Here is a 12,210-nt window from a genome sequence, read left to right as displayed (position 1 = left end):
GGGTCGAGGAGGTATCTGGACGTGTCGCTGCTGGACGAGTGATCATGCCGACGGCTGGCGGTCGCCTGCTGGAATTTGCGCAAGATTATTGACAGTACCTTCATGGACGAGGAGACCGCCAAGGCCAAGGCCGAGGCCATGAACATCACCGTGAAGGAGGACGCCGGCCGCGGCTGGCGCCAGGTGGTCGCCTCCCCGATCCCCAGGCGCATCGTCGAGTTCGACGCCGTGCGCGATTTGGTGGAGGACGGCTACGTGGTCGTGTCCACCGGCGGCGGCGGGGTGCCGGTCTTCGAGACTAAGGGCGGCTACGTGGGCACGCCCGCGGTCATCGACAAGGACCGCTCGAGCGCGCTGATGGCCTCGGAGCTTAACGCCGACATGCTCGTGATCCTCACCGCCGTGGAGAAGGTGTGCGTCAACTTCAACACGCCGGAGCAGGAGCAGATCTCCGAGATGACCGTGTCCCAGGCCCGCGAGTACATCGCCCAGGGCCAGTTCGCCCCCGGCTCCATGCTGCCCAAGGTGGAGGCCTGCATCGACTACGTCGAGAAGTACCCCGAGGGCAAGGCCCTCATCACCTCGCTGGAGTGCGCGGCCGCCGGCCTTCGCGGCGAGACGGGTACCGTCATCGTCGCCTAGTCAAAGCTTGGGTGATGTGAAAGTAGTCCATGTTGGCATCGCGTTTTCTTACTGCAGGCAAAGGCTTCATTAAGTTTGATGGAGCCTTTGCGGTATTGTAAATGGAGGATATAAGCCCTTTTCATCACCGCATTATCGTGGCAAAAGGCGCACGGTGCCCATAGCGATTGCAGAGAGTTCGCAAGGGTGTTTTCTCTGCAAAGACCGACGAACACAGGAGAATGCAATTAATACAAGAGAGTTAGCGAATCGCAAATGAGGTGTTGCACATGGATGATGACGTTCGAAGGAAGCAAAATGAAATAATCATCGGAATATATACTACTCCTGTGGAAGATTTGCTGATTAGCTGCTGCGAGGGCTTACGCGAAATTATTCCTTTTGATCATTCGTATACAGCCCTTAACGATCAATCCGATCGATTCAAGGCGGCTTTCAATTATCAAAGTATGGACACTGACGAAGAAACCACGGCTCTTTACGCGGATTACTATCACACCATTGACTATCTTTCGTGGTTTTATAATCAGGGGATACCAGCAACGGTTCGATCAACGGATTTAGTGCCTCCGGAAGTAATTGAGCAATCGCGCATTCATCAGGAATGGGAAAGCCGCATGGGCATTTTTTATACAGCGACTGCGTGCATTGCCACAGACGGTATACTTTTTGGGACGATTTCCTTAATGCGCGCAAAAGAGCAGGGAAATTTTTCCGATGAGGAGATGCGCATACTGAATGAGGTCAATGAGCATCTCTGCAATCGTTTCAGGCTCGCCTATCCCAATGGTGTGAATCGCTTTATGATGGACTGCAATGTCGATAGCATAATTGCAACTTACTCTCTTTCCCAACGCGAGTGGGAAGTGTGCAGTCTTTTAGTTAAAGGTATGTCTCGCGCGGAAATTGCCGATAGCCTAAGTATTAGCAAGAACACTCTCAAGCATCATGTCGCTAGCATTTATCGCAAGATGCATGTATCGAATGGAATGCAGTTTTTTGCAGCGTTCAACCGAGCTCTGAAAAATAATGATAATTCAAAGAGCGATAGCGATATAACATGAGGACTATCGAATTACGCAGAGCTTTCTAGTGATATTTCATTGATTTTGCGAAACAAAGGGATGTGTAGCGGCTTGGTGGCCGTTAGGAGCTTAAATCCTTCTATTAAATAGTATTTCCCCAGGTAAAGCCCGTCATCGAAATCGGCGATGGCGGGCTTTACGCTTTCCGTATGCCGATTCGGCTTGCTTCGGGAGTGGGGTTCTGGTTTCATACTGGCTTACCGAAACAACCCCCGATACCTGCGAGCAAGGAGCAGTGATGGCGAAGAAGAACATTCCCTACGACCAGAAGTACTACGATCCCGAGATCGAGTGCATGCCGCGTCCCGAGCTGGAGCAGATGCAGCTCGAGCGTTTGCAGGAGATGGTCCAGTACGCCTACGACAACACGGTGTACTACAAGCGCTCTTTCGACGAGGCCGGTGTGGCGCCCTCCGACATCAAAACCCTGAAGGACCTGGAGAAGTTCCCTTTCATCGATAAGAAAACCGAGCGCGAGACCCAGCATGTGGGAACGTTTTTCGGCGAGATGTGCTCGGTGCCCGAGGAGGACGTCATCTTCATGGCCACCTCGTCTGGCTCCACGGGCGTTCCCACGGTAAGCCCGTTCACCCAAGAGGACTTCGATTTGTGGCAGGACACCGAGGCGCGCCTGTTCTGGCAGGCCGGCATGCGCCCGACCGACCGCTACGTGCACGGTTTGAACTTCGCCCTGTACGTGGGCGGCCCCGACGTCATCGGCGCCCAGCGCCTGGGCGCGCTCGCCATCTGGGTGGGCGCGGTGCCTTCCGACCGCCTCATCTTCGTGCTGCAGCAGTACCAGCCCACGGTCATCTGGACGTCACCGTCATACGCCTGGACGCTCGGCGAGAAGATCAAGGAGAAGGGCCTCGACCCGCGTACCGACTTCTCTATCCACACCATCATCGTGGCCGGCGAGCCGGGCGGCTCCATCCAGAGCACCCGCGAGGCCATCGAGGAGCTGTGGGACGCGAAGGTGGTCGACTTCTTTGGGCTCTCCGACATCTACGGCGCCTGCGCGGCCATGTGCGAGGCGAAGGACGGTCTGCACATCGTGGAGGACCAGATCCTCGTGGAAACGGTGGATCCGGTCACCGGCGAGGTGCTCGAGCCGGGCAGCGTGGGCGAGCTCGTGTACACCACGCTCATGAAGAAGGCCCGCCCCATGATCCGCTTCCGCACGGGAGATATCGGCTACTTCTCCACCGAGAAGTGCGAGTGCGGCCGCACCTTGGGCCGCATCCACATCACCGGCCGCAAGGACGAGATGTTCATCGTGGGCGCCGTGAACGTGTTCCCCTCCGACGTGGAGTACGTGGTGCGCGCCGAGAAGGGGCTCACCGGCGAGTACCTCATCCGCGTGTACGACGAGAACTTCTCCACCCGCTACGAGGTGTCCGTGGAGCGCGCCCAGGGCTCCGACGAACCCTTCGACGCCGTGGCCGCCCGCGTGACGGCGGCGCTGAAGGCCCACACCGGCGTGAAGCCGGCCCGCGTCATCGTCTACGACGCCGGCAAGCTCGGCACGTCCTCCGAGCACAAGGCGAGCCGCTTCATCGACGAGCGCGGCAGCGCGAAGTAGGGCAACGAACGTGCAAGCCGATGGTCGGGCGCGGCTATTTCGCTCGACCATCGGGTATCATTCCATTTGAAGAGATCCCACCGAAGAAGGGAACCTACATGACCTCTTACGACTTCGCCATTTCCGGGCAGCACTACTTGTTCGACGTGCAGTCCTTCGCCCACACCATCCTGGCGGCCGGCGGCGACGCCTTCTCCTACGCGCTTTTGGACCGCACGACCCAGGGCGTCATCGACGACGTGGCCTCCGGGGCCGCCGAGCTGGGCGTCATCATGCAGACCTCCGAGACGGAAAGCGCCCTGAACGAGGCGCTGGCCGAGGCGGGCCTCGCCTTCCACGAGCTGGCCGTCTCCGCGCCGCTCGTGGCCCTGCCGTCAAGCCACCCCTTCGTGAACGCGAAGAGCCTTACCCTCGAGCAGCTGGCCGACTTCCCCTACGTATACTTCGATCAGGGGGAGGACGCCCCCATCGCCTTCTTTGAGGAGGCCCTTTCGCAGGTGCCGCGCGCCAAGAAGGTGGCCTGCACCGACCGCGCCTCGCTCACCGAGCTCATCATGGCCATCAACGGCTACACCGTGACGAGCGGCATCCTCGTGGGCATCACCGACGGCAGCGCGCTCACCACCATCCCGCTTGAGACCGACCTCAAGCTGCATCTGGGTTACGTGACCGCCGACAACCGCGAGCTCTCCGTCATGGGCGAGCGCTTCGTAAGCCACCTGAAGCGCAGCCTCGACCTGTATGCCAATCGATAGGGAGTAGCAATGCTGCCGGTGGGGCAATCGCAGGTATAATGAAGGGACGGGTGAGAGACCCGTCCCTTTTTATTTCACGTAAGGAACCACTATGTTGGAATTCATTTGGCATGCCCGGGGTGGGCAGGGGGCCTTTACGGCGGCCCGGTGCCTGGGGGCGGCCGCAGCGCTGTCGGCAGGCGCCTATGCGCTGGCGTTCCCCACTTTCGGCCCCGAGCGGCGCGGCGCCCCCATGCGGGCGTTCACGAAGATCGACACCGCTCCCATTGGCGACCGCAGCGCCGTGCATCGGGCCGCGTTCGTCATCTATTTGGACGAGACGCTCGTGGAAGACGGCTGGGAGGACGAGCTCGCCCCCGGCGGCCTCATGCTGCTGAACACGAAGCGGGCCCTTGACGACCCGCGCATTCTGGGAATCGACGCCGATGGCATTTCCGCTGCCGTGCTCGGCCGCCCCATTCCCAACACGGTGTTTCTCGGGGCCATTCCCGCGCTCACGGCGGCCGTGACCATCGAGGACATCCATGCCGGCATCTGTGCCACCATGCCCGAGAAGCTGCACGCGAAGAACTTACGCATCGTGGATGCCGCCTTCGCCGAGGTGGCCTCCCGCGAGATCGCCGCCACGCGCGACCTGGTGGCCGCCGAGCAGGCGGCGACGGATGTGACCGCCGTGCTTTCCGAGAAGGACGCTATGTTCTCGCTGGCCGCCGAGATGCTCGTCGAGGGAGAGGGGAGGGATTTCGATGTCCGCGATTGCTAGTCAGAGCCGCCGCCCCTTCACGCCCACGTTGCGCGAAGGACTCGCCGCGCGTCCGAGCCAGTTCGCCCGCTCCACCTGCTTTGAGGCGGGGCACCTCACCTCGGTGAACGCTGGGTGGCGCAGCGTGCGGCCCGTCATCGATGCCGAGCAGTGCACGCTCTGCCTTAACTGCTATATGTACTGTCCCGACGGCACCATCGCGAAGGTGCGCGACGACGAGGGAGTGTGCGTGGCCGTCGTCGTCGACTACGATTTCTGCAAGGGCTGCGGCGTGTGCGCGAAGGTATGCCCCGTGCCTTGCATCGCCATGGTGGACGAGCGCGCCGGCGAGAACGAAGGGGCGGCTGAGACGGCCGAGACCCTGGATGAGACCTCGCCCTCGAGTGGCGTTGCCGGGGTTTCGGGTGTCTCGACCGAGCGAGTTCCGCAGCGACGGGAACAGGACTCAATGTCCTGTTCCCCAAAGCGAGGACTGTCTGAGCGAATCGAGATTCCCGAAACCCCCACTGGGAAGGGAGGCTTAGCATGAGGAAGTTCCTTTCCGGCAACGAGGCCTTCGCCGAGGGGGTGCGGCTCGCCCGGCCCCAGGTGATCTCCGCCTATCCCATCACGCCCCAGACCACGGTCGTGGAGGCGCTCGCCTCCATGGTCGAGGACGGCAGCCTCGCCTGCGAGTACCTGCACGTGGAAAGCGAGCACACGGCGCTCTCCGCCGCCATCGGCGCGTCCGCTACGGGTGCGCGCACGTTCACGGCCACCTCGTCCCAGGGGCTGCTCTACATGGCCGAGTGCCTCACCTACGCCTCGGGCGGCCGGTTTCCCATTGTGATGATGAACGCGAACCGGGCCCTCGCGTTGCCTTGGAACATCTACGGCGACCAGCGCGACTCGCTGTCGCTGCTCGATCATGGCTGGATCCAGGTGTATGCCGAGAACAACCAGGAGGCGCTCGATCTGGCGCTCATGGCCTATGCCGTGGCGGAGGATCCCCGGGTGAGCCTGCCGGTGATGGTGAACGTGGACGGCTTCGCGCTCACCCACACCTACGAGTCGGTGGAGGTGCCCGCCGCCGCTGAGGCCGACGCCTTCCTGCCTCCCTACCGCACGGCCAACAAGTTCGATTTCGAGAACCCCGTGAACATTGGCTACTCGGCGGGGCCTGAGTTCAATCGCTACTACCAGTACTGGCACCACCGCGACATGCTGGCCGCCGAGGCGGTGGTGGAAGAGGTGGAGGCGCGCTTTGCCGAGGTGTTCGGTCGCACCTACCCCGGCATGGTGGACGCCTACCTTTGCGAGGACGCCGATTTCGTGCTCGTCACGCTGGGCTCGGCGGCCGGCCTTGCCCGCGATGTAGCCGACGAGCTGCGGGCGCAGGGCAAGCGGGCCGGCGTGCTGCGCATCCGCTATCTGCGGCCGATGCCCGATGCCGCGCTCGCCCGAGCGCTGGCCGGCGCGGGCGCCGTGGGCGTGCTGGAGCAGGACATCTCCTTCGGCGGCACCGGCACCGTGTACGCGAATGTGCTGGCATCGCTCGCCCGTGCGGGCGTTGCGCGACCGAGCGCGAACTTCATCGGCGGCCTCGGCGGCGACGACATCAGCCGCGAGGCCATGCGCGGCGCCTTCGCGCGCCTGGAAGCGCTGGCAGCGGGGGAGGGCGCCTCGGGTGAGGTCGTCTTCCTCGGCATCGAAGAGGGAGAGGAGGAGCAGCGATGACGGTGAACGCGCGCACCATTACCGACGAGGAGTTCTTCTATGGGCACAAGGCGTGCCCCGGCTGCGGAGGCGCCCTGGCCGTGCGCCAGGCGCTCAAGGTGCTCGGCCCCCATGCGGTGGCGGCGCTGCCCGCCGGCTGCATGAGCGCCACCGGCTTCAACTTCCCGCAGCTGGCCTTCGGCAACAACGCGATGATCACGCCCTTTGCGGCCACGGCGGCGGTGCTCTCGGGCATCGAGGCGGGCCTGCGTGCCCAGGGGGCGGCGCCCGAGGACGTCATCGTAGTGGGTTTCGCCGGCGACGGCGGCACGGCGGACATCGGCCTGCAGGCGCTCTCCGGCGCTATCGACCGCAACGACGACGTGCTCTACATCTGCTACGACAACGAGGCCTACATGAACACGGGTATCCAGAAGTCGAGCCTCACCCCCTTCGGCGCCTCCACCACGACCACACCGGCCGGAAAGCGCGAGCACGGTTGTCTCACGCAGAAGAAGAGCCTGTTCGACATCGTGGCGGCCCACCGCATCCCCTACGCGGCCACGGCCTCGGTGGGGTATCTGAACGACTTCATCAAGAAAGTGGAACGAGCGCGCGATATCAAGGGCACCCGTTTCATCCACGTGATGGCACCGTGTCCCGTGGGCTGGGGCTTCCCTTCGGCCGACATGGTAGACGTGGCGAAGGAGATCGTGGATACGGGCCTGTGGTACCTCGCCGAGTATGAGGGCCCGGCGCTCACGGGGACGCCCGGCGGCACGTTCCGCCTGAACCGCGACCCCAAGCAGTTCAAACCCATCGAGCCCTACCTGCGCCGCCAGGGCCGCTTCTCCGCCGACGACGAAGCCGACCTCGCCCTCATCGAGCGCGCCCGCGACGAGCGCTGGGCCTACATGCGCGAGACGTGGGGGTAGGGAAGGGCTGCCCCTGCGAATAGCGGCGCTTTCGAACGCTGAGGGCGCGGGTTCATCTCCGAGGTTTGCCGCGCGAGAAGATGCGCTATAATGGCTTGCGACCGGGCGACCCCGGCGAACGTTAAGCGCCCATGGCTCAACGGATAGAGCAACGGACTTCTAATCCGTAGGTTGTAGGTTCGATTCCTACTGGGCGCACCAGAAAAGAAAACGGCCCCGTCGCAGTGACGGGGCCGTGGCATTTCTGGAGCGGGTGACGGGAATCGAACCCGCGTTATCAGCTTGGAAGGCTGGAGTTCTACCATTGAACTACACCCGCAGAGGCAGAGGGGATTATACCCCAATCCTCAAGGCTTTCGTCTCAAATCCGATGAATAATCCATTAAGCGGTCCACGCATGGCAATCGTGCGGCAACACCGAAGGGCGGCCTTTTCTGGAGCTGGTATCGGATCCGCGCGACTGCCTTTGGAGGATCGGGTGTCGCGAACCGGTGTCGATATCCGGAGGTTTGGAACTTGGGGCGACGAACTGCCTGAAAATGCACGAGATCGCGAGTTGTAAGCGTCCCGAGGGTGCGAATGACTCGGAACTGAAGGCATGCAAATCGGCTCCAATTCGCTGAGCAGGCATTTCTCGATAGCTTTTCGGAACGCGGGTCTTCATCGGCGGGATTGGACGCTTATAACTCGAGATCTCGTGCATTTTCGGGGTGCTTCGGCGACTGAGCGGGGCGCCAGCGTTAGCGAACCTCTGCCAAATAGGCGTTGGCGCTGCGGGGGAACTCGCGCTTGAAGGCCTCCCTCAGCAGGCGCTTGCCGGCAGCGCCCGGCGGCAGGGGAGAGCGGCTCTTCTCGAAGCCGTCCTCGACGAGGAACCAGCCCTCTCCATCGCGCTCGAGGATGAGGGAGCGGTCCTTCTTGAACGTCGCCAGAGTGAGCGACTTCAGCCCCTTGTCAGCCGGGGCGTTGAAGAACTTGGCTTGGGCCTGCTTCACGGGAACGAGCTTCATGGCGACCTCCTGTCGGGTGTACCTCAGCAGTCTGTCCGACTCTCGCCGATTTCGGACGCGCTTCCCGCGGCGATTGTACGTCGCGGCGCCTCCGCTCCAAGCGCCCCGACCCCCTCCTTGCCCAAACCGTTACGCGAGCTAGGGAAGAGAGGCGATACAATGGGCAGAAAATCACGGGAGTTGTCAAAAACGAGAGAAGAGGTGCTCATGGACATCGTTGTTGCGCAACCAGGGCACGTGGATGCCGTGGTCGCTATCACCGAGCAGGCCCGGGCTAACATGGCCGCTATGGGTATCGATCAGTGGCAGTGCGGCTATCCCGACCGGGGCACCTGGGAGGCCGACGTGGCGGCAGGTGCTGCCTACGTCGCCATGGACGAGGGACGCGTGGTGGCCGTGTTCTGCTACGCCGATGAGCCCGAGGCCGCCTATGAGACCCTGGAAGGGGAGTGGCTGACCGACGGCCCCTACGCCACGGTGCACCGCTGCGCCGTGGATCCGGTCTGTCGGGGTCGCGGCATCATTGGAAAGCTCTTCGCCTTTGCCTGCGAAAAGGCGGCTGCCGACGGCATGGTTTCCGTGCGCATCGACACCCATGCCGACAACGCTCCCATGCGCCGGGCGGTGGAGAAGTTCGGCTTCATCCCATGCGGCGACATCACGCTGACGGAAGGCCCCGAGGCCGGCGCCCCGCGCATCGCCTTCGAGAAGGTTCTAGGTTAGGTGGTCGAAAACGGGGGCCTCAACTGTATCGGGAAGGTGAAAGCGTGCGGATGACTTTGCGGGCGCTATAATGGCACCCGACCAGAGACTCGGGAGGCACCTATGACCGCAACGCGCATCTACACCTACGACTCCACCTTGCGCGATGGGGAGCAATGCGAGGGCATCACGCTCTCGCTGGCCGACAAGCTCGCCATCGTGCGGCGTCTCGACGAGTTCGGCATCGACTACATCGAGGGCGGCTTCCCTGCGTCGAACCCCAAGGACGTGGCCTTCTTCCGCGAAGTGGCGGCTATGGATTTGAAGCACGCCCAAATCGCGGCCTTCGGTTCCACCTGCAAGAAGGGCGTCGCCGCTGCCGAGGACCCCGGGTTGGCCGACCTCATCGCGTGCGGGGCGCCGGTCGCCACTATCGTCGGGAAGACGTGGGACGCCCAGGTGGAGCGCGCGCTGCAAACGACGCTCGAAGAGAACCTGCGCATGATCGGCGAGTCGGTGGCCCACTTGAAGGCGGCTGGCCGGCATGTGGTGTTCGATGCCGAGCACTACTTCGACGGCTTCAAAGCGAACCGCGACTATGCCCTGGCCTGCGTGGGGGCGGCCGTGGAGGCGGGCGCCGACTCGGTAGATCTTTGCGAGACCAACGGCGGCGCGCTACCCTTCGAGGTGGAACAGATCGTCGCAGCCACAGTCGCTGCCTTCCCGAGCCAGGCTTTCGGCATCCACTGCCACAACGACTCCGGTTGCGCGGTGGCCAACACGCTCGCGGCCGTGCGCGCCGGCGCCACGCAGGTGCAGGGTACCGTGAACGGCATCGGCGAGCGCGTGGGCAACACCGACCTGCTCACGGTCATCGCCGATCTGGAGCTGAAAATGGGCGCGCGCTGTGTGGGAGGCCACAGCCTCACCCAGCTCACGTCCGTGGCCCAGTACGTGGCCGAGCTCTGCAACGTGTCGGTGCCGGCGCACCATCCCTACACCGGCTCTTCGGCCTTCGCCCACAAGGGTGGCCTGCACGCGAGCGCCATTGCGCGGTTTCCCGCTGCCTACGAGCACGTGAGCCCGGCGGCGGTGGGCAACGCGAGCCGCACGGTGGTGAGCGAGCTGGCGGGGAAGGCCTCGCTGCTCGCGAAGGCGAAAAACCTCGGGTTCGACCTGGCAGCGGCCGGCGTGAACGTGCAGGCCGTGCTCGACGACATCAAGGCGCGGGAGGCGGCCGGGTTCACCTACGAGGTGGCCGATGGCTCGTTGGGGCTTCTGCTCATGCGCCATCTGGGGCTGTACGCGCCCGCCTTCACCCTGGAGAGCTTCCGCGTCATCGTGGACGACCGCGAGGACACGGGAGCCCTGGCCAAAGACGCGCTGTCCGAGGCCACGGTGAAGATTCACGTGGGGGAGGGGCGCTTCGTGGCCACGGGCGAGAGCGCCGGCCCCGTGGGCGCGCTCGACGCCGCGCTGCGCATGGCCATCCTGGAGTCGTACCCGCAGGTGGCGGCCATGGAGCTTACGGACTACAAGGTGCGCCTGCTCGACGAGTCCCAGGGCACCGACGCTATCACACGGGTGACCATCACCGCCACCGACGGCGTTGATACCTGGGGCACCGTGGGCGTCTCGGAAAACGTCATCGAGGCCTCTTGGAACGCGCTCGTCGATTCCCTGGAATACGGCCTTTTCCGCGCCCGCGTGCGCGCCTAGCCCTCCTGTCGTGCCTCGGCGAGGAGGAGGTCTACCATGCGGCCGTAGCTGCGGGTGCCGTCTTGCTGTTGGTTTGCCTTCAGATAGGCGTTGTTGGCGGCGTTGGAGGCCTCGGCCACGGGGCCTTCGAATTGTTTCAAGTATTCCGAGCGCGCGCGGCGGTCGGCCTTCACTTCTTCCGACAGCCCGTCGTTCACGGCCACGGCCGCATCACGATCGGCCTTGATGAGCGCCGAGAGCGCGTAGTCGTAGGCGAGCGAGTAGCCGCTGTAGCGTGTCAGCGGGTCACTTGCGTCCTTGCAGGCGAGGTACCCGATGAAGTTCGCTTCGTCTTCGCGCATGAAGCCGCATTGGTGGGCCATCTCGTGCCCCATGGTGGCGGGGATGGTGAAGAACGGCCCGTCGGTGTTGATGTTCGACTCCACGGTGAAGGGGAAGTACATGCCGGCGATGTCGGCGTAGCTCATCAGCTCCGAGAAGAGCACGGGCTTGGGAGGGGAGTACAGCGGACGGGCGAGCGCCGGATAGCGCTCGGCCAGGGCCTCCATGTTCGCGACGGTCTCGTGGGAGTAGGTCCAGAAGCCGCCGCGGGATTCGGCGTACTCGTCGGGAATCGCGGCCGCATCGGCATCGGTTCGGGCGGTACCTTCGGCGCCCGTCGTCGCGTCGCCGCCATTCGGCTCCGATTCCTTGGTCGCGCCGGCTGCCGCAGTTACCTCGGCACGCGTCTCGTTCATGTTAGCGGCCAGGTTCTCGCACAGCGCTGTCAGCTCTGCGGTGGAAGATTCCCTCAGCTCGAACCCGGCGTCCTCGGCGAAGGTGTGGCGGTAATAGTTCAGCCCGCACATGAGGGCGAAGATGCAGTAGGCCACCGATAGCACGGCGAGCATTGTGGCGACCGCGCGCCACGCCACGAACCGTCGCCGACCGCGTCCACGTACGAAGGCCACGAGGTAGAAGACGAGCCATCCGACGCAGAACGCGAGTGCCGCCACCACGATCCACTGCGCCACCGAGAACGGCGCCAGCGACGGCAGAAACCCCCACGCCGATGACAACCACGGGTAGATGCCCCGCGAGAACCACGTCTCGGTGAGCGACAGATTCGCACTCGCCGCCCACGTCAGCAACAGTGCTGCCGCGCCGGGCAGCAAAAGCCAAAGCCGCTTCAGCCGGTATGTCGGTGTTTTCTCCATAAGCGCTATTATGCAGATACGCGAGGGGGCAGGCAAAAGAAGACTCATATGGTAATGATTTTGTTTCCGCAAAAATCCTGCGCTTTTGCTCGGCAACGAGGGTTCTGCTATACTTTTCAAGCTATT

At 63.3% G+C, this 12,210-nt stretch carries 11 protein-coding genes, 2 tRNA genes and 1 pseudogene; 11 read left to right on the top strand and 3 right to left on the bottom strand.

Going from position 1 to position 12,210, the window contains the following annotated elements; all coding sequences use genetic code 11:
* Positions 1-99: 99 nt before the first annotated feature.
* From ACYVRU_RS10770 to ACYVRU_RS10730, 9 genes and pseudogenes are all read left to right on the top strand, one after another.
* Positions 100-642 (top strand): annotated as a pseudogene (locus ACYVRU_RS10770) (amino acid kinase family protein); the annotation flags it as partial.
* A gap of 269 nt (positions 643-911) precedes the next feature.
* Positions 912-1,706, top strand: a complete 795-nt coding sequence (locus ACYVRU_RS10765; RefSeq protein WP_455798431.1) for a helix-turn-helix transcriptional regulator — start codon at positions 912-914, stop codon at positions 1,704-1,706.
* Positions 1,707-1,965: 259 nt separating this feature from the next.
* Positions 1,966-3,309: a phenylacetate--CoA ligase family protein gene (locus tag ACYVRU_RS10760; RefSeq protein ID WP_417179821.1), complete on the top strand. Its 1,344-nt coding sequence runs from the start codon at positions 1,966-1,968 to the stop codon at positions 3,307-3,309.
* A gap of 98 nt (positions 3,310-3,407) precedes the next feature.
* Positions 3,408-4,064 carry a LysR substrate-binding domain-containing protein gene (locus ACYVRU_RS10755; protein ID WP_288220901.1) on the top strand — a complete coding sequence of 219 codons (657 nt, stop codon included), beginning with the start codon at positions 3,408-3,410 and terminating at the stop codon, positions 4,062-4,064.
* A gap of 91 nt (positions 4,065-4,155) precedes the next feature.
* Positions 4,156-4,827 carry a 2-oxoacid:acceptor oxidoreductase family protein gene (locus tag ACYVRU_RS10750; RefSeq protein ID WP_161127431.1) on the top strand — a complete coding sequence of 224 codons (672 nt, stop codon included), beginning with the start codon at positions 4,156-4,158 and terminating at the stop codon, positions 4,825-4,827.
* Positions 4,811-5,356, top strand: a complete 546-nt coding sequence (locus tag ACYVRU_RS10745; protein WP_455798432.1) for a 4Fe-4S dicluster domain-containing protein — start codon at positions 4,811-4,813, stop codon at positions 5,354-5,356. The genes ACYVRU_RS10750 and ACYVRU_RS10745 overlap by 17 nt, the downstream gene beginning before the upstream one ends.
* A complete protein-coding gene (locus ACYVRU_RS10740; protein WP_455798433.1) occupies positions 5,353-6,543 on the top strand; it encodes a transketolase C-terminal domain-containing protein in 1,191 nt (396 codons plus the stop codon). Before ACYVRU_RS10745 ends, ACYVRU_RS10740 begins: the two co-directional genes overlap by 4 nt.
* The gene (locus ACYVRU_RS10735) at positions 6,540-7,457 is read left to right on the top strand and encodes a thiamine pyrophosphate-dependent enzyme (protein ID WP_455798434.1); all 918 of its coding nucleotides are present in this window, start codon (positions 6,540-6,542) and stop codon (positions 7,455-7,457) included. Before ACYVRU_RS10740 ends, ACYVRU_RS10735 begins: the two co-directional genes overlap by 4 nt.
* A 125-nt stretch (positions 7,458-7,582) precedes the next feature.
* A tRNA-Arg gene (locus ACYVRU_RS10730) sits at positions 7,583-7,658 on the top strand.
* A 44-nt stretch (positions 7,659-7,702) separates the two neighbouring features.
* On the opposite strand, the gene ACYVRU_RS10725 is transcribed toward ACYVRU_RS10730, so the two are convergent.
* Together ACYVRU_RS10725 and ACYVRU_RS10720 are read right to left on the bottom strand one after the other, a co-directional pair.
* Positions 7,703-7,776 (bottom strand) — tRNA-Gly (locus ACYVRU_RS10725).
* A gap of 421 nt (positions 7,777-8,197) precedes the next feature.
* A complete protein-coding gene (locus ACYVRU_RS10720) occupies positions 8,198-8,467 on the bottom strand; it encodes a hypothetical protein (protein WP_114539678.1) in 270 nt (89 codons plus the stop codon).
* A 207-nt stretch (positions 8,468-8,674) separates the two neighbouring features.
* Here ACYVRU_RS10720 and ACYVRU_RS10715 point away from each other — a divergent pair, with 207 nt between their 5' ends.
* Positions 8,675-9,190 carry a GNAT family N-acetyltransferase gene (locus tag ACYVRU_RS10715; RefSeq protein ID WP_455798435.1) on the top strand — a complete coding sequence of 172 codons (516 nt, stop codon included), beginning with the start codon at positions 8,675-8,677 and terminating at the stop codon, positions 9,188-9,190.
* A gap of 102 nt (positions 9,191-9,292) precedes the next feature.
* The gene (cimA, locus tag ACYVRU_RS10710) at positions 9,293-10,888 is read left to right on the top strand and encodes a citramalate synthase (RefSeq protein WP_461186150.1); all 1,596 of its coding nucleotides are present in this window, start codon (positions 9,293-9,295) and stop codon (positions 10,886-10,888) included.
* Here cimA and ACYVRU_RS10705 read toward each other — a convergent pair.
* Positions 10,885-12,084, bottom strand: a complete 1,200-nt coding sequence (locus tag ACYVRU_RS10705; RefSeq protein WP_461186149.1) for a DUF3810 domain-containing protein — start codon at positions 12,082-12,084, stop codon at positions 10,885-10,887. The two genes, cimA and ACYVRU_RS10705, sit on opposite strands and share 4 nt — an antisense overlap.
* Positions 12,085-12,210: the final 126 nt, after the last annotated feature.

The organism is Adlercreutzia sp. CNCM I-6216 (genome assembly GCF_977113345.1).
Note: the sequence above shows the minus strand (reverse complement) of the source record. Positions and strands in the feature narration are given on the sequence as shown.